This is a genomic window from Bacillus nitroreducens (assembly GCF_964021195.1).
In genome coordinates this window covers 259,127-275,528 of sequence record NZ_CAXHYI020000001.1, presented here as the reverse complement: position 1 = coordinate 275,528, position 16,402 = coordinate 259,127, and the positions used below count along the sequence as shown (strand labels likewise).

The 16,402-nt window shown below is 37.8% G+C and carries 19 protein-coding genes; 12 read left to right on the top strand and 7 right to left on the bottom strand.

Features of this window, described 5'->3' with window-relative positions:
* Nucleotides 1-93 precede the first annotated feature (93 nt).
* The 3 genes from ACWPVE_RS01440 to ACWPVE_RS01430 are packed head-to-tail and all read right to left on the bottom strand — an operon-like array spanning nt 94 to nt 1,841.
* The gene (locus ACWPVE_RS01440; RefSeq protein ID WP_453990188.1) at nt 94-1,233 is read right to left on the bottom strand and encodes a zinc-dependent alcohol dehydrogenase; all 1,140 of its coding nucleotides are present in this window, start codon (nt 1,231-1,233) and stop codon (nt 94-96) included.
* A 20-nt stretch (nt 1,234-1,253) separates the two neighbouring features.
* On the bottom strand, nt 1,254-1,616 hold the full coding sequence (locus ACWPVE_RS01435) for a spore coat protein (protein ID WP_453990186.1): 363 nt from the start codon (nt 1,614-1,616) through the stop codon (nt 1,254-1,256).
* Nucleotides 1,617-1,622: 6 nt separating this feature from the next.
* A complete protein-coding gene (locus ACWPVE_RS01430) occupies nt 1,623-1,841 on the bottom strand; it encodes a spore coat protein (RefSeq protein ID WP_453990184.1) in 219 nt (72 codons plus the stop codon).
* A gap of 153 nt (nt 1,842-1,994) precedes the next feature.
* Here ACWPVE_RS01430 and ACWPVE_RS01425 point away from each other — a divergent pair, with 153 nt between their 5' ends.
* Together ACWPVE_RS01425 and ACWPVE_RS01420 are read left to right on the top strand one after the other, a co-directional pair.
* Nucleotides 1,995-2,207, top strand: coding sequence for a hypothetical protein (locus ACWPVE_RS01425; protein WP_453990182.1), 213 nt, complete (start codon nt 1,995-1,997; stop codon nt 2,205-2,207).
* Nucleotides 2,200-2,496: a spore coat protein gene (locus tag ACWPVE_RS01420; protein ID WP_453990180.1), complete on the top strand. Its 297-nt coding sequence runs from the start codon at nt 2,200-2,202 to the stop codon at nt 2,494-2,496. Before ACWPVE_RS01425 ends, ACWPVE_RS01420 begins: the two co-directional genes overlap by 8 nt.
* A 48-nt stretch (nt 2,497-2,544) precedes the next feature.
* Here ACWPVE_RS01420 and ACWPVE_RS01415 read toward each other — a convergent pair whose 3' ends face one another.
* On the bottom strand, nt 2,545-3,771 hold the full coding sequence (locus ACWPVE_RS01415; protein WP_453990178.1) for a helix-turn-helix domain-containing protein: 1,227 nt from the start codon (nt 3,769-3,771) through the stop codon (nt 2,545-2,547).
* Nucleotides 3,772-4,040: 269 nt separating this feature from the next.
* Here ACWPVE_RS01415 and ACWPVE_RS01410 point away from each other — a divergent pair, with 269 nt between their 5' ends.
* From ACWPVE_RS01410 to ACWPVE_RS01380, 7 genes are all read left to right on the top strand, one after another.
* Nucleotides 4,041-5,342: an MFS transporter gene (locus tag ACWPVE_RS01410; protein WP_453990176.1), complete on the top strand. Its 1,302-nt coding sequence runs from the start codon at nt 4,041-4,043 to the stop codon at nt 5,340-5,342.
* Between the two features lie 450 nt (nt 5,343-5,792).
* The gene (locus ACWPVE_RS01405) at nt 5,793-5,921 is read left to right on the top strand and encodes a hypothetical protein (protein WP_453990174.1); all 129 of its coding nucleotides are present in this window, start codon (nt 5,793-5,795) and stop codon (nt 5,919-5,921) included.
* 41 nt (nt 5,922-5,962) lie between these two features.
* Entirely contained in the window at nt 5,963-6,679 is a 717-nt protein-coding gene (locus ACWPVE_RS01400) for a GTP pyrophosphokinase (RefSeq protein WP_453990172.1), read from the top strand.
* A gap of 21 nt (nt 6,680-6,700) precedes the next feature.
* Nucleotides 6,701-7,303: a TetR/AcrR family transcriptional regulator gene (locus ACWPVE_RS01395; protein WP_453990170.1), complete on the top strand. Its 603-nt coding sequence runs from the start codon at nt 6,701-6,703 to the stop codon at nt 7,301-7,303.
* Nucleotides 7,304-7,900: 597 nt separating this feature from the next.
* Entirely contained in the window at nt 7,901-8,827 is a 927-nt protein-coding gene (locus ACWPVE_RS01390; protein ID WP_453990168.1) for a DMT family transporter, read from the top strand.
* A gap of 208 nt (nt 8,828-9,035) precedes the next feature.
* A complete protein-coding gene (locus tag ACWPVE_RS01385; RefSeq protein WP_453990166.1) occupies nt 9,036-9,209 on the top strand; it encodes a hypothetical protein in 174 nt (57 codons plus the stop codon).
* Between the two features lie 177 nt (nt 9,210-9,386).
* On the top strand, nt 9,387-10,172 hold the full coding sequence (locus ACWPVE_RS01380; RefSeq protein ID WP_453990165.1) for an SDR family oxidoreductase: 786 nt from the start codon (nt 9,387-9,389) through the stop codon (nt 10,170-10,172).
* Nucleotides 10,173-10,218: 46 nt separating this feature from the next.
* Here the strand turns inward: ACWPVE_RS01380 and aspA are convergent, their stop codons facing one another.
* The 3 genes from aspA to ACWPVE_RS01365 all read right to left on the bottom strand — a co-directional run bounded on the left by aspA (nt 10,219) and on the right by ACWPVE_RS01365 (nt 13,781).
* On the bottom strand, nt 10,219-11,637 hold the full coding sequence (gene aspA, locus ACWPVE_RS01375; RefSeq protein ID WP_453990163.1) for an aspartate ammonia-lyase: 1,419 nt from the start codon (nt 11,635-11,637) through the stop codon (nt 10,219-10,221).
* Between the two features lie 27 nt (nt 11,638-11,664).
* Nucleotides 11,665-12,363 (bottom strand): aspartate/glutamate racemase family protein, encoded by a 699-nt coding sequence (locus tag ACWPVE_RS01370; protein WP_453990161.1) that lies wholly within the window; start codon nt 12,361-12,363, stop codon nt 11,665-11,667.
* Between the two features lie 197 nt (nt 12,364-12,560).
* Complete coding sequence (locus ACWPVE_RS01365; protein WP_453990159.1) at nt 12,561-13,781, bottom strand: dicarboxylate/amino acid:cation symporter; 1,221 nt, start codon at nt 13,779-13,781, stop codon at nt 12,561-12,563.
* 383 nt (nt 13,782-14,164) lie between these two features.
* Between ACWPVE_RS01365 and ACWPVE_RS01360 the strand changes: the two genes are divergently transcribed.
* The 3 genes from ACWPVE_RS01360 to ACWPVE_RS01350 all read left to right on the top strand — a co-directional run bounded on the left by ACWPVE_RS01360 (nt 14,165) and on the right by ACWPVE_RS01350 (nt 16,391).
* A complete protein-coding gene (locus ACWPVE_RS01360) occupies nt 14,165-14,809 on the top strand; it encodes a helix-turn-helix transcriptional regulator (protein WP_453990157.1) in 645 nt (214 codons plus the stop codon).
* Nucleotides 14,810-14,890: 81 nt separating this feature from the next.
* Nucleotides 14,891-15,283: a RidA family protein gene (locus tag ACWPVE_RS01355; RefSeq protein WP_453990155.1), complete on the top strand. Its 393-nt coding sequence runs from the start codon at nt 14,891-14,893 to the stop codon at nt 15,281-15,283.
* A complete protein-coding gene (locus ACWPVE_RS01350; protein ID WP_453990153.1) occupies nt 15,267-16,391 on the top strand; it encodes a threonine synthase in 1,125 nt (374 codons plus the stop codon). Before ACWPVE_RS01355 ends, ACWPVE_RS01350 begins: the two co-directional genes overlap by 17 nt.
* Nucleotides 16,392-16,402 lie beyond the last annotated feature (11 nt).

Sequence of the window (16,402 nt, the reverse complement as noted above, 5' to 3'; positions counted from 1 at the left end):
TTCTTTTATGTATAATATCAAAAAATGAGTTCTAAATAAATAATCAAAAACGGGAAAAGGAACTTGGAAATGTTGGCCAAGTTCCTCTTTCGATTAATGCGGCTTCAGTACAACTTTGATACAATCTTCTGTCTTTGTGTCAAATACTTCATATCCATGTTTTGCTTGGTCAAGAGGGAGAACATGGGTGATGATGTCTTTTGGATCGAATTTACCTTCAGACACGAGTTCATGTAGCTTTGGTATGATAGGGATTACGTGTGCTTGGCCCATTTTTAATTGAACATTTCGTTGGAAAATATCACCAAGCGGAAACGCATTATATCTCATTCCATATACACCTGTGATTTGGATGGTTCCGCATTTACGGACAGCTTGAGCGGCTGTCACGATTGCTCCCATTGAACCGCCATGTAGTTTCAAACCAGTTGCCAAAAATTCGAGTGGCGTCATTTTTCCGTCCATCCCTACACAATCAATGACAACATCTGCTCCACCTTGCGTGATTTCCTTTAGGTAATTCCCCACATTTTCTTCACGTTCAAAATTCACGATTTCCACATTGTTTGTTCGTTTCGCATGCTGGAGTCGATAGTCGATATAATCAACGGCAATGACTCTTTTTGCACCAAACATCCAAGCGAATTTTTGGACGAGGAGCCCGACTGGTCCACATCCAAGTACGATAACGGTATCTCCATTTTTAACGCCCGCATTGTCAACCGACCAATAGGCGGTGGAAGAAGCATCTGCCAATAAAACAAGTTGCTCATCTTCCAATTCACTATCTTCTGGGACTTTAAAAGGGGTAAAGTCTCCGTAAGGGACGCGTAAATATTCTGCTTGTCCACCAGCAAAACCACCTGTGGTCTCGGAGTAGCCTAAAAATCCGCCCATTTCTCCATTTTCATTTGCTTCATTACATTGGCTTGTAAAATCATTCATACAATACCAACACTTCCCACATGCCATGTTGAAAGGGACGATTACGCGGTCACCCTTTTTTAGCTTTGTTACTTCTGGTCCCACTTCCTCGACAATCCCAATGGGTTCATGCCCGATGATAAAGTTCTCAGGTGTATTTGGAATCATTCCATGGATTAAGTGCAAATCGGATCCACAAATGGCGGACCTTGTGACTTTGACGATGATATCATCCGCTTTCTGGATTTTAGGATCGTCGACTTCTTTTACAGCAACATCTTTGATGCCTTGATATGTAACAGCCTTCATCTAAATTTTCCTCCTACCCCTTATTTATTCGGTGTTGCAAACGTTCCACGTCTGTCTGTGTCAATTGGGAAAAGCTCCATTCTGGCGATCGCAAGAGCCATGTCTGCTGATTTCAGGTCTAACTCAATTTGTTTTTCAACATCATTTGGATAGAGCCAACCTTTTTGAATCATTAAATCTGATAGCTCCTCGTGTAGATCAATCGCTTGTTCCATTTGACGATACAACGCTTCACGTAATTCTTGATTCGCTGTTTCGGTTAGGGAAACGGCATAATAGCGTATTCCAGTTTTAACCGATAGTAAAAAATCCATTGCAAAAGAAGCGTCTGCCATTTTAGGCATTCCTTCTGCATATTTGGGATCTAAGTAATCTTGATTCATTCGTTCTCACCTTCTGTCTGAATTTGTTCGTGCTTTTTCATAGAGTTCCTTCAGTTCTTCAATCGCTGCAATCGATTGGTGTACATCCTTTTCCATCAAGGCTTTTAAATCATTATCAAAACAAATGCCTTGCATAAGCTTCGAACGCACTAAGCAGATTGTTTTAAAATTGATCATTTCATGGGTTTCCATCGTTTCATGGAAGCCGAGAGCATCAAGGTTCATCGAAACGTCACTCCTTTTTAATTTTTAGGATGACCTATTTTACGTGAAAAATGGTGAAAGATTGATTGCCAAAATTAGTATGAGGGGAGAAGGGATAAGAAACATAGCCAAAGGAAATCTAAGCGTATGAAGAGTGAGAAAGGGGGAAGACAATTGACACAGTACATGGGGCTTCACGAAACCCTTGAGGTTCATGAATTGTTAACCTTTAAAAATTTATGTGTCACGAAAGCATTTACGATGAGTGGGCTCGTTCAAGACCCACAGTTAAAAAGTATTTTAACGAATGATGTTGAATCAGGAAGAAGATTTATCACTCAACTTCAGGAATTGATTACAGATAGGAGCAAAGAAGACAATGAATGATATTTTTAAAAAGTTAATCGGTATGGGCGGGATGACCGATCAGGTGATTGCAACAGATTGTCTAATTTCTGCAAAAGCCAGTGTTCGGAATCTGGCATTTGCGATTACGGAAGTATCTACACCGAGAGTAAGGCAAGTTCTGCGCGAACAGCTTCGTCATGCGGTGGAAACCCATAAAAACATTTCCGATTACATGATTGCTAATGGGATGTATCACCCTGGTGATTTAGGTGAACAACTTCAAAGTGATCTCTCCATTACAAAAACAGCTTTAGAGCTTACAGACTAACATAAAAAGGTATTTTTCTTCTGGGAAAAATACCTTTTTGTTGATTGATTATTTAGTTGAAGAAATTTGTTTATAAGTTTCTATGCTAAATTCTTTATAAGGTGAATTTGGCAAATGGTCAAACAAATCCACAGCCTTTTTCGCTGCTAGGAGCGCCATATCTCGTTTACCTAACTCAACTAGGCAGAGTGCTTTATGTGTTTCTTTTAAATAAAATTGAGACAAATCAAATGGATGATGGTGGTAATCTGGGATTTCTACTTGGTCGAAATATTCTATTGCTTCCTGATATCGACCAAGCCCACGAAGTGCTTTTCCTTTTTCGAGAAAAAACCATTCCTTAAATTGTTGTTGTTGGAATTCTGGATCTTCAATAAACGTATCAACCATTTGGAGTGCTTTTTGATAATCATGTGTAACTGAATTAAGCGATTCAATGTAAAAGAGTTCAGCCGCCACCTTTGACATTTTATCCTCAGAAAACTCCGCATACTGTCTCAATTTTTTTAAATAATGCTCATGCAGTGGACGGTCACCAGCCATCATGGCATCCGCAGCCGCCAATCTATATAAATCGTCAATTAAATAAAATGTTTTATTTTTTTTCGAAAATGCGATGGCTTCATCCATCACTCGTTTTGCAGAATCTGTATCTCCTACAGCAAAGTAGAGGACGGCTTCATGATAATCTAGGTCTAATCGAGAGACTGGGTCTAAATAGACATGATTTTTTTCAATTTCTTTCCGTTCGTGAAGGACGGTTTTTAGGGCTTCATCATATTGATAGTTGATGAGATAGACAAGTCCTCGAAAACGCGCAATATTCACTCTTCTAGTTGTCACATTCATTTTGTCATACAGTATGGCAGCGCGATCCAGCGGCTCCTGCCAATTTTTCTCCTTTTCCCAATAAAGGCTATATCCATATAGCTCGAGTAATCGAGCGGCTTCATACCCTTGAGATAACTGCGGAACCACTGGTTCAATGAGGGCTTTTAGTTTTTTATATTTCTCTTCATCTTCGTTATAATCCACTGTATATATCGTTTCAGCTTCCTCTAATGTTTCCCTTAATTCATCGAAATTCACTTCATTCAGAAGCTCGGATACTTCAATTCCTAATCGTTCTGCTATATAGGTTAAGCTCTCCATCGATGGATTTGCTTTGTTATTTTCAATGAGACTTAGCATGCCTTTTGTTAGTTTTTTACCTGCTAGTTCTTCTAATGTTAATTTCTTCTGTTTGCGTAATTTGCGTATTCGTTCGCCAAGCATGTTGAGTGGGACACTCCCTATTTTTTTATTTGTCTAGCGCACGGCGCCGTTAGATCATTGGTTTAATCCAATCGAGTGGGGGTTGGTTTTCTTCTAATGACTGTACCTGCACAAAAACGTGGTAGAAGGTAGTCGACGATCTAATTTCTAGGCGCCTGCCGCTTTTTGTTATTTTGTTTAATTATATTAAACTTTTTGTTGAAAAGAAAGAAATTTGATGATATGATTTGTTTAATTAAATTAAACTTTTCTGGTTTGGGGGATTTCACATGAATGAACAACAAAAGCTCAAACGGGCAACGTATCATTTATTTACATTCACAATTAGTAAACTCATTTCTTCCTTCGGCGCACAAGTCTACGCATTCGCAATTAGCTTTTATATACTTCAACTAACAGGGTCTGCGACAAGTTTTGCGACAAATTTGATTTGTAATCTTTTGCCTAGGGCACTTGTGGCACCGCTTGCAGGATATGCGGCGGACAAATATTCTCGGAAAAAAATTATTATTATTTCACAACTCGTTACAACACTAGCCATCGTCGGGCTACTCATCGTCAGCATGACCTATGGTTTATCACTGATTGCGATTTACACAACAACTGTTGTCTTATCGATCGCAACTTCATTTACAGGCGTCACGTTTACTTCATCGGTAACAGGTTTAGTCGACGAGGATCGAATTCAACGAGCAATGTCATTGAACCAAATCTCCATGTCATTTGCAGCGATTGGAAGCCCAGCAGTTGGTGGTCTCCTATATGGGACCGTTACTATGGAAGTATTTTTAGGGATGTATATTGCCGCTTCCGTTCTTGCCGTTTTATTAGAATCGACGATGAATTTCAATCTGTTCGCAAAACGAAAGGTGAAAGAAGAACAAGAACTGAAGGAAACAATGTGGCAAAGCATGAAAGCAGGTATTGGCTATTTAAAAACCAAACAGGTCCTCATGATCATGATTTGGATCTCGTTAATCGTGAACTTTCTATTCGGTGCATTTGAAGTGGGGTACTCGTTCATTCTGATTGAAAAACTAAAACTAGAATCACAGCATTTTGGATTCACACAAGGGGCATTTGCAGTAGGTATGCTCTTATTCTCGATCTACTTCTCCGTTCGAAAAGAAGTGAAGTTTCCGTTCCTTGTCTCAAAACGCGGTATTATCGGGATGGGGGTTATGATGGGAATGATGTCCGTTCCTCTAATCATCTCATTATCGTATTGGTCCGTATTCGCGTACTATTTCATCGCGATGTTTACATTTGGTTCAATGATTATCGTTGTTAATACTCCAATTCAAGTAATGATGCAAAAGATGATTGACGATGACTTCAAAGGCCGAGTGTTTTCGATCTTGGAATCTATGGCCGTCGCATTAATGCCACTTGGAATGATTATTTTCGGCTATTTATACGACGTTCTACCAGGTCAATATATCTTAATCACATCAGCCGCCGTTTTAATTGTGGTTGTACTTATTCTTACGAGACCGAGTGTTGTTCGAAAAGCACACCCCGAACTAGCCGAAAAGAAAACCGTCGTGGAAAAGACAAGTACGGCTTTATAGGTTGGAGTAATATAGAGCAAAAATTACGGTAAAGGCGTATCTAAACAAATGTTGTTTGGATGCGCTTTTTTTATTGTGTTTAAGTTGAACTTTGGAATATGGATATAGGCTAACTTGGACGGAGGGAGCAAACAGCTGCGTTGAAAGCCAGATAGATTTAGAGTATGCCAGTCCGAATCAGTAGTTGATTTGGACAGCTAGAGCAAAAGTGCGGCTATGAAAGTCCGAATTCCATACTGATTCGGACAAAGCCAAAAGTATTTCGCAAAGCCAGTCGGAAACATCGGTTGAACCCGCCAGACATTAGTGAAATAAGTTGTGATGAATCCGAAACCACTGTTTATGTAACACATATTCGAACCATGTGAACAAAATGTGACAATGTGTCACTTTTTATTGATTAGTGACACCGTGTCATATAAAATAGAGACAGTGAGGTGACATGATGTCATGACAAAAACTAAACCTAATAATGAAGTGAACAAATTAACATTACGAGAACTCGTTAAGAAGCTTCAATCGCTTGGTGTCAATGCGTCAATCTGCAAGAAACCAATCACAGAACGAAGTTTAACATGATTTCAAAAACTCGCATTAACTCTAAGTAAGGGAGACAAATTATGTCTGTAGGTATTAGAATTGAACAATTGAGAGATATGAAAGTTGAACTTTTACGTTTTATGATGCCGTATAAGTTTGCAATTGAAGAAATGATGACTAAAATCAATATTTTAAAGCAAGAATTTAAATATATTCATGATTACAACCCAATTGAACATGTTTCCTCTCGGTTGAAATCGCCTGAGAGCATTTTAAATAAGATCGATCGTAAAGGGTATGACTATTCTATTGCGTCTATTAAAGAAAACATACATGATATCGCGGGGATTCGGATTACGTGCTCATATATATCGGATATTTATAAAATCAGTAAGATGCTTCAACAACAAAAGGACATTACCTTAATTGAATGCAAGGATTATATAAAAAATCCAAAACCGAATGGGTATCAAAGTTTGCATCTAATTGTGCAAATCCCTATTTTTATGTCGGACCGCGAAGAATTAATAGATGTTGAAGTTCAAATCCGAACAATCGCAATGGATTTCTGGGCAAGCCTAGAACATAAAATTTACTACAAGTACAATAAAGAAATTCCACAGCATATCAAAGATGAATTAAAGGAAGCAGCTGTTACTGCATCTCAATTAGATAAAAAAATGGAAAAACTTCAGAAGGAAATGAACAAAATAAAAGAATCAACGAAAGAGGCTGAAATGTACAGCAATGAAGATAAGATTTTTCTTCCATACGACTTTTTGCCATTAGTTAACTAGCTGTGATAAGGGAGAAAGGAAATGCCTAAGATTACATTTTTTAATTTACCTGATGATAAAAAACAAACATTGATTAAAGCAGCAAAAAAGGAATTTTCTAGTGTCCCATTATTTGATGCATCCATTTCCAATATTATTAAATCGGCAGGGATTTCCCGTGGCAGCTTTTATCAATATTTTGAGGACAAAGAGGATGCCTTTTTCTTCTTATTAGGAGAATTTGCAAAGGAAAAAAAGGCCGTCTTCCTCACGATGTTAGAGGTAAATAAGGGTGATTTGTTTACCACCTTTAACGAATTTTTCACACTATTTTTAAATGAAAAAGATGAACTGACTTTCTTAAAAAATGCTTTGCTCAATATGACCCACAAAATTGAACGTACATTCGATCAAATGACAAGTGAACACGAGTACAATGAAAATTTTAAAGAGTTAAGTTTACGGATTAATACGAGTGATATGAATATTAAAGATGAGCGAGAGTTATTTCATGCGATGCAAATCATGACATCCGTTTTTTTTAGAAATTTAATTCATGCATTTGCCAATGAAGAGCCTCGAGATGTTGCATTTAGGAATTTTCAAACCGAGATGAATTTATTAAAAAGAGGTCTAGTCCAGTAGAGGCAGCTGAAAAACTTACGTTTTTTATAGGTGATTAAATTGATAAATCAAAAAAGACGACTAAAATTCATTTTTTGAATTAAAAGTCGTCTTTTTTATGCATATGATACCATTTCACCCTGGGTTATACGAAAGAGAAGTCCACAAGTTCATTAATTTTCCGTAGCATATTATCCTGCGGAACGACAATATCATAGATTTGCATAAACGGACTAAAATTCATTGATTGTTGTTTTTGAATCATAGAACCCACCCACATAGAATTGATACAACCATTATACAATGAAAAAAGGTATTATTTTCTCAAATTCAGAGAAAATAATACCTTTTTAATTAATGTTGATTGGGCGGAAGGCACGAGACTCCTGCGGGAAAAGCGTGGCCAGGGGAGACCCCGCAGGAGCACAGCGACGAGGAGGCTCCCGGACCGCCCGCGGAATGCGAGTGGCTGCAGCGGAAATCAACACCAATTTTAGAAAGGGACTTTTTCAGTGCTCTCAGTCCAGTAGGAGGAGTTTTTCTACTGGGCTTTTTTTCGAGCTTTTTTTCAATAGAAATGAAGTATAATAGATGCATTACCAAGGAATGGATGGATGAATGGTGAGGAAACTTTCCTTATATGGTTTGTTATTGTTTGTAATGATTTCGTGGGGGCTTAATATTGTTGCGATTAAAGTATTGGTTCATCATTTTCCACCTGTCTCCATTACTGGACTACGTATCTTAGCTGCGGGTATCGTGATTTTTGCCTTTTTATACATGAAAAGGGATCTCCAAAAAATGACGGGTCGAGAGTTTGGGTATGTTGCATTAAGTGGATTAACGGGGATCTTTGGACACCAAGCGTTGCTGTCAGTTGGCTTAGTGAGCACAAGTGCTACAAACGGAGCATCAATACTTGCTCTCATACCGCTTGTAACCAATATCTTTGCGGTTCTTTTTCTAAAAGAAAGAATGACGATTTTAAAAATAAGCGGTGTCATTTTGGGGATTACTGGGATTTATTTTATTTTAATTGTAGGAGGAGGGTCTTTTACAAAACTTTCAATTGGTGATTTATTTATCTTTTTATCAGTGATTGCACAAGCGTTGAGTTTTCTCTTTATCAGAAAAGCATCATATACATTAAATACAAAAACAATCACATGTTACGCATTGTTAATGGGTGCGGGCTTTTTAATGATGTTAAGCTTCGCAATGGAAGGGCAAGTTATGAGTGCCATCGGAGCTGCCCCGTCTTACGTTTGGCTCATTTTTATCGCATCTACGATTATTTCAACAGGAATTGGAAATCTGTGCTATAACTTTGCTATTTCTCAAGTTGGACCTGGTGAAGCAGCCATCTTCTTAAATCTTGCACCACTTTTTTCATTAGTCGGATCTGTTCTACTATTAAATGAACCTTTTAAATTAATTCAATTAGTTGGTTTTATGATGATCATTGTTGGTGTACTAATGGGAACAGAATTATTTGTCCGAAAACCACAGGTGGATAAAAAGGTCGAAGTTTCAGTGACGAAATAGATAAGTGGGGTCAGCTCTTTTTTTTGGAGCTGATCTTTTTTATAGACAGGTCTACCATTGAAAACATCAATTTATGGTAAAATAAGTAAAAGGTATCGTTTGGTACTTTTAGTATAAGTCGTTGCAAGTTTGCTTCTTGGTTGAACACCCAACTTGTAATAGATTTGTTGGATATGAATCTATTGTCTGAATGGACGGGGGATCTTTTTTGCTAACGATCGTGAGGATTGGCTTTTCGGTGTTTGCATTCTTCATAGCGTTGTATGGATTGATAACGGGTAACGATGAATTCATGCCTCATATGATGTTTTGTTTAGGTGCAATGTTTTTAGTTATGGGCATTTCCGAACTAAAAGAGAAAGTAGAAAAAGAAATGCTATAGTATGCATCCTTACATCTGGTTTTGTTCTTTTTGCATTTTCACTAGGTTTTTTTTCGTAAACATAGTTGGTTTGCCTTACGTAAAAATAAAGATCTCTTAAGAAATAATTATCAAAAAGTGGAAGATAGTGAGCTAGAATAGAAGAATAACCACTTAATTCTAAGGAGTGAACAACAGATGGAACTTAATCTAAATGGAAAAACAGCGATCGTTGTAGCGTCTAGTCAAGGTCTTGGGAAAGCCATTGCCGCACAGCTCGTGAAAGAAGGGGCTAATGTGATGCTAGCAAGTCGGAATGAGGAAAAATTGAAAGCGGTACAAAATGAGCTTCAAGCATTTGGTAAGGGAAGCGTTTCTTATCATCAAACAGACATTACCAAAACAGGGGACATTGAGGCGTTAATACAACAAACGGTTGATACATATGGCTCAATTGATCTTCTTGTTAACAATGCGGGAGGACCTCCAGCGGGTACATTTGATCAATTAGATGATGAAGCTTGGCAGGCGGCATTTGAATTAAATCTATTAAGTTATATCCGAATGATTCGTGGGACCCTACCTTATATGAAAGAAAAGGGTGGGAAGATCGTCAACATTGCTTCAACTTCCATAAAAGTACCTATTCCTGGATTGATACTTTCGAATACCTTCCGACTTGGTATTGTAGGGTTAGCGAAAACATTAGCTGACGAATTAGCACCGTATAATATCCTAATTAATACAGTTGCACCAGGTCGAATAGCAACCGATAGAGTGGCCCACTTGGATAACGTGAATGCTGAGAAACTTGGAAAGTCTATTGAAGAAGTGCAACAAATGTTCAAAGAAACGATTCCATTAAAACGCTATGGCACACCTGAAGAATTCGCAAACTTTGTTACGTTTTTACTTTCAGATGCAAATTCTTATATGACTGGGCAAGCCTATGTAGTTGACGGTGGTATGGTAAAGGCCATATAAAAAAGAATCCTGTCCCTAAAAGGGGGACAGGATTCTTATCCTTATTTTATACTCTTTCTAGCAATCTTGCTCCAGAAATTCCTGGTTCAGTCATTTCAAATGGATTTAAAATAAGCTCTAATTCCTCTTCCGTTAAAATATCATATTGCAAGCAAAGGTCACGAACTTGTTTTCCATTTACAATTGCGTCTCTAGCAATTCGTGCAGCAACTTCATAACCGATATGAGGATTTACTGCGGTAATAATGCCAACGCTTTTATCTACATATTCTTTCATTCGTTCTTCATTTGCCTTAATTCCTGATAGACAATAATCCGTAAATGCTTGGAATGCATTTTTCATGATGTTGAGTGATTGAAGTAAATTGAATGCCAATACAGGCTCCATTACATTTAACTCAAATTGGCCAGCTTCTGAAGCTAACGAGATTGTATGGTCATTTCCAATCACTTGGAATGCAACCTGGTTAATCATTTCAGGCATAACTGGGTTTACTTTCCCTGGCATGATGGAGGAACCAGGTTGTCTAGCTGGTAAAATCAGTTCTCCAAGTCCTGCGCGTGGACCAGATGCCATTAATCGTAGGTCATTAGCGATTTTAGACATATTCATCATACTTATTTTTAATGCAGAAGATACTTCGGCATAGGCATCGATATTTTGAGTCGCATCTACTAAATGTTCAGCACTCACTAATGGAAGTCCGCTAATATCAGCTAGATAGCCCACAACATTTTTAATATAGCGTGGTTCGGCATTTAGCCCAGTACCAACGGCAGTTGCCCCCATATTCACCTCATATAAATGTTGGCGAGATTGTTCAATCCGCTTGATGTCACGTCTTACAACGCGGGCATAGGCAGCGAACTCTTGTCCAAGTCGAATGGGTACTGCATCCTGAAGATGTGTTCTCCCCATCTTAATGATATGATCAAATTCGACTGCTTTTTGTTGGAAGACATCTTCCATATACTTCATCGTTTTCACTAATTTTTCAATTAAATTAAGTGTCGCAATATGAAGTGCTGTTGGAAATGCATCATTTGTTGATTGAGACATGTTCACATGGCTGTTAGGACTAATTTCGATATAATTTCCTTTTTCATGTCCTAGTATTTCAAGTGCACGATTGGCAATCACTTCGTTTGCATTCATATTTATAGAAGTTCCAGCTCCACCTTGAATCGGGTCTACGATAAATTGATCGTGCATGTGTCCATTAATAATTTCATCAGCTGCTTGTACAATTGGATTACCAATGCCTTCATATAAATGCTTCACATCCATATTGGCTAATGCAGCTGCTTTCTTAACCATTGCAATTGCAACAATTAATTCCTTATCAATTCGATAACCGGTAATCGGAAAATTTTCAACAGCACGTAGGGTCTGGATTCCGTAATAAGCATCAACAGGAACTTCTTTTTCTCCAAGAAAATCTTTTTCAATACGATATTGATTCATGAAAAACTCCTCCTTAGGTGTATCTAACTAGTAATGTAGGACTCTATTACCCAATGAAACTTCCACAATCGTTTTTGCTAGTATTTGACTAGGATCGATTACATTCATTCCATCTTTGTCGCTAAGAACGAGTGGGATTTCTGTACAAGCTGCTATTATAGCATCTGTGCCATTTTCTTGCATGGTTTGAGCGGCTTGCATGATCAAAGTTTTTCCTTTTGAAAGATCTCCGCCTTTAATGGAATAAATCGCTTCCATTATTTTAGCCTGTGTGAGTTTGTCAGGCAATTTGATTTGTATACCGTATTTTAAGAGCTCATCTTGGTATAAGTTCGTTGCAATCGTTCCATCTGTAGCGAAAAGAGCTACTTGTTTACATCCAGAATGATGAATAAATGCAACCGTCTCTTTTGGCATATGCAAGATAGGTACGGACACAGCAGTTTGAATGCCCTTCCAAAAATAATGAGCTGTATTACAGGCAATAGCGATTAAGTCCACACCAGCCGCTTCTAATCGCTTTGCGGATTGTTGCATGAAAGGGAGGGGGTCTTCTCCATTTCCTAAAATGGCTGCAGTTCGATCAGGAATTTGTGGATAATTATCTGCAATGACATGCAAATGATCCTGATCCTTACTGGCAGGTGTACATTGGATAATCTTATTCATTAAATCAACTGTTGCAAGTGGCCCCATACCACCTATTATACCAATCTTTTTTCTCATACCAACTAAAACCTTCTTTCAAATGGTTATTCTCATGTTTTACCAAATGTCATCTTATATAAGAACGCTCTTAGTGACTGTAATGTTATGAGAATAAAGAGACTATCGAAAACAGAATCGAGTACTCTAAAAAAAGATCGTTGAAATTTGGTTGCCCAAATTCTAACGATCTTTTTCGTTAGTGACTGATCGTGCGATTACATGCTAACTCCGCTTGAGGCTTTTAGTTCACGCTTTTCTTCCACTGCATTTACAATAACTGCAGCTGAAGCATCACCAGTGACGTTTACAGATGTTCTGATCATATCAAGAATACGGTCGATTCCAGCGATTAATGCAATCCCAGCTACTGGTAGTTCTACGGCAGTCACAACCATTGTAAGCATGATTAAGCCTGCTCCAGGAACACCTGCTGTACCAATTGATGCGAGAGTTGCCATTAGTATAATCGATAATTGTTGTGCAAAGGTTAGGTCAATCCCGAAAAATTGAGCGATGAAGATGACACACACACCTTGATATAATGCAGTTCCGTCCATATTAATGGTTGCTCCTAATGGAAGGACAAAGCTGCTTACTTTTCTTGAAACCCCGAGGTTTTCTTCCGTGTTTTTGATTGAAACAGGAAGTGTTCCTGAACTACTAGTTGTACTGAAAGCTACTAAACTAGCAGGTGCAATCCCTTTAAAGAATTTAATTGGGTTCATTTTTGCAAATAATTTAACAGAAATCCCATACGTTACAGCTGCATGAAGAATACAACCAAGATAAACAACTAAAATAACTTTAATTAATGGTAGAAGGACTGATGCCCCGTATTGACCAACAGTCGGTGCAATCAAGCCAAATACCCCAATTGGTGCGACCTTCATGACGATACCTGTGATTTTGTACATGATTTCTGCAAGACCGTCAAAGAAATTATAGACAGGCTTTGCGCGTTCGCCAACCATTGTAATTCCTAGGCCTAAGAAAATCGCAAAGAAAATAATTTGAAGCATATTCCCTTCGACTAAGGAAGCAAGTGGGTTTGTTGGAATAATATTTAATAAAGTATCCACGACTCCAGGAGCCTCTGCTGGTTCAGCCGTGTCGGTAGCGGCTGGAATATCGAGTCCCTTTCCAGGTCCAAAGATATTGGCAAGGCCCAAACCAATGGTAATAGCAATAGCCGTTGTAGCTAAATAATAGAAAATCGTAATACCACCCATACGGCCTATCTTCTTAATGTCGCCTGTACCTGAAACACCCACTACTAAGGACGATAGTACGAGTGGAACAATGATAAATTTAATAAGATTTAAGAATAAATCCCCTAATGGTCTCACGACTTCAATACTTGGTCCGACAATAACCCCTGCGATAATAGCAATAATAAAGGCAATAAAAATTTGTGTCAGTAAACCAATCTTTTTCATGTTTTTCCCCCCTATGTTTTAATAATTAGTGTTTCCCATCCCGTTTTGAGAAACAGTAAAGCTAAATTTGACACCTTAAAATAAAGTGCGTGTCTCTGTTCAAGTAGTCATTCGTAGTTGTAATAGATCCCCTTCATTCAAACGAGTACATTCACTCCCTTCAGCTAAGTCGAATTTTGGAAATAAGAATAGATCAAGTTTTAGTGAAGTACAAATTACCTACATGAAGAAAACCCTTACATATATTTATACATCATTTATTAATAAGAGTAAATATACTAAAAAAATATAAAATTTTAATATTTATAACTTATTATTGAATTTATAGAAAAAATTATATAAACTAGAAGTGAAATCGAGATGGGTTAGAGAGGATTTTGTTTATGAATCACATTTTGCAACAGTATGTTCCGATAGCAGAAATGATTGCGAAAACCTTTGGGAAAGACTGCGAGGTTGTCTTACATGATTTAACGGTTCCACAGAACTCTGTTGTGTACACAATTCACAATCATGTAACTGGGAGACAGGTAGGGCAAAGTTTTGATCATTTAATTACAAATGTCTTGCTGTCACAAAATTTTACAAATGATTATTCCGCGAATTATTACTTTCATACAGATGACGGAAGATTAATTAAATCATCTACCTTATTAATTCGTAATCAAGAAAAAAAGGTGATTGGTGCACTCTGTATAAATGTGGATACGACTAAGATAACCGAACAAATTCAATGGTTGAATCAATTGATTCCAGAGAGTCCAGTAGAGGCTCCACAACAGTCTACCCCTTCAGAAGAGATGGAGCATATTTTTGAAATTGCAAATGATTTAATTGATAAAATTATTGGTACGAAACCAGTGGAATCATTAAGACGAGACGAAAAAGTGAACATGATACGGTTCATGGAACAAAAAGGACTGTTTCTGATTCGAGGAACCATTGATCGAGTAGCGGAAAAACTGAATATCTCAAAAGTAACAGTTTATAGCTATATCGATGAAATAAAGGGGAAAAACAAAGGATAGAATATTCTATCCTATTAAATTACTTTCGATATATAAATTTTTATATCATTTATATAAATTATTATTGGAGGAGGAAATAAAATGAAAGTTATTTCAATAAAAGGTGCAAAACCGAATCCTGGGCATTATTCTCCAGCCGTTCAAAAAGGAAATTTACTTTTTATCTCTGGTCAACTTCCTGTGAACCCTTTTACAGGTGAACGTGTTCAGGGAAGTATTACAGAACAAACAAATCAAGTGCTAGAAAATCTAACGACAATCCTAGAAACTGCTGGCGCTAAAAAAGAAGATGTCATGAAAGTGACGATTTATATATCTGATATTGAATTATGGGATACCGTTAATGAAATCTATAGCCACTATTTTGGTGAGCATAAGCCAGCAAGAGCCATTGTCCCTACGAATCAATTACACTATGGATTTACAATAGAACTGGATGCAATAGCAGTGATGGATCATGAAAAGGAAGATTAATATGAACTATATTTGCTCTGATTGTAAGAAAGCGTACCCACTCGAAAGTCATAAATGGAAATGTGATTGTGGGGGACTACTCCGCTTGGAGTATGAAACAAAACCAGTGGATTTTAACGAAACATCGGGTTCACGCGAATGGTCTCTATGGAAATATGTTGATGCATTACCGTTTGAAAAAGAGGATGTATGGCGCGACATTACGTTAGGTGAAGGAAACACACCAGTAATAAGAATTTCGGATAATCTCATGGCAAAAGCAGAATATTATATGCCTACTCTATCATTTAAAGACAGAGGGGCCGTCGTTTTGATTGCGATGGCAAAAAAGCTAGGTGTGGATCGAGTGATTGCCGATAGTAGTGGTAATGCGGGAACAGCAATTGCTGCATATGGTGCAAGAGCTGGTATACAATGTGATATTTTTGTACCTGAATCAACATCTGAAAAGAAACTAAAACAGATTGAAGCACACGGGGCAACCGTTCATAAGATTCCAGGAAATCGAGAAGCTACGGCAGAGGCAGCTATCTCCATGGTAGAAGAAACGAATTCGTTTTATGCGAGCCATATATATAATCCATTGTTCTGGGAAGGAACAAAGACATATGTATATGAAGTATATGAGCAATTAGATGGTCAAATGCCTGACGCCTTTATTATTCCAGTCGGGAACGGGACCTTGTTAATGGGAGCATATATTGCTTTCAAAGAATTATTAAGCAGTGGGCAGATTCAAAAAATGCCGAAAATCCTTGCTGTTCAAGCTGGTGCATGTGCCCCGATTGTAAAAGCATTTGAAGAGGGAAAAATAACGGTAGAACCTGTTGAAAATAAAGGGACTTTAGCTGAAGGTATTGCAATTGGAGCTCCAGCAAGGGGAGCGGAAATCTTAGAAGCGATTCGGGCTACTGGAGGAGACATTGTGAGCGTTACCGAGGAAGGCATTCTTGATGCTCGAAATGAACTTTCATCTAAAGGGATATATGTAGAAATTACATCAGGGGCCAATTATGCTGGTTATTTGCAGTTTGTTGAAAAATACCCTGAATTAAGAGAACAACAAGTGATGATGCCTCTATGTGGCGCGGGCATTAAAAGTAATTAAGAATTCTATTT

Excerpts from the sequence above, each read along its gene's own strand:
- ACWPVE_RS01435 (WP_453990186.1), bottom strand. The coding sequence starts at position 1,616 with ATGAATCAAGATTACTTAGATCCCAAATATGCAGAAGGAATGCCTAAA.
- aspA (WP_453990163.1), bottom strand. The coding sequence starts at position 11,637 with ATGAATCAATATCGTATTGAAAAAGATTTTCTTGGAGAAAAAGAAGTT.
- ACWPVE_RS01415 (WP_453990178.1), bottom strand. The coding sequence starts at position 3,771 with ATGCTTGGCGAACGAATACGCAAATTACGCAAACAGAAGAAATTAACA.
- ACWPVE_RS01410 (WP_453990176.1), top strand. The coding sequence starts at position 4,041 with ATGAATGAACAACAAAAGCTCAAACGGGCAACGTATCATTTATTTACA.
- ACWPVE_RS01420 (WP_453990180.1), top strand. The coding sequence starts at position 2,200 with ATGAATGATATTTTTAAAAAGTTAATCGGTATGGGCGGGATGACCGAT.
- ACWPVE_RS01355 (WP_453990155.1), top strand. The coding sequence starts at position 14,891 with ATGAAAGTTATTTCAATAAAAGGTGCAAAACCGAATCCTGGGCATTAT.
- ACWPVE_RS01360 (WP_453990157.1), top strand. The coding sequence starts at position 14,165 with ATGAATCACATTTTGCAACAGTATGTTCCGATAGCAGAAATGATTGCG.
- ACWPVE_RS01350 (WP_453990153.1), top strand. The coding sequence starts at position 15,267 with ATGAAAAGGAAGATTAATATGAACTATATTTGCTCTGATTGTAAGAAA.
- ACWPVE_RS01440 (WP_453990188.1), bottom strand. The coding sequence starts at position 1,233 with ATGAAGGCTGTTACATATCAAGGCATCAAAGATGTTGCTGTAAAAGAA.
- ACWPVE_RS01405 (WP_453990174.1), top strand. The coding sequence starts at position 5,793 with ATGACAAAAACTAAACCTAATAATGAAGTGAACAAATTAACATTACGA.
- ACWPVE_RS01370 (WP_453990161.1), bottom strand. The coding sequence starts at position 12,363 with ATGAGAAAAAAGATTGGTATAATAGGTGGTATGGGGCCACTTGCAACA.
- ACWPVE_RS01380 (WP_453990165.1), top strand. The coding sequence starts at position 9,387 with ATGGAACTTAATCTAAATGGAAAAACAGCGATCGTTGTAGCGTCTAGT.
- ACWPVE_RS01400 (WP_453990172.1), top strand. The coding sequence starts at position 5,963 with ATGTCTGTAGGTATTAGAATTGAACAATTGAGAGATATGAAAGTTGAA.
- ACWPVE_RS01390 (WP_453990168.1), top strand. The coding sequence starts at position 7,901 with ATGGTGAGGAAACTTTCCTTATATGGTTTGTTATTGTTTGTAATGATT.
- ACWPVE_RS01365 (WP_453990159.1), bottom strand. The coding sequence starts at position 13,781 with ATGAAAAAGATTGGTTTACTGACACAAATTTTTATTGCCTTTATTATT.
- ACWPVE_RS01395 (WP_453990170.1), top strand. The coding sequence starts at position 6,701 with ATGCCTAAGATTACATTTTTTAATTTACCTGATGATAAAAAACAAACA.
- ACWPVE_RS01430 (WP_453990184.1), bottom strand. The coding sequence starts at position 1,841 with ATGAACCTTGATGCTCTCGGCTTCCATGAAACGATGGAAACCCATGAA.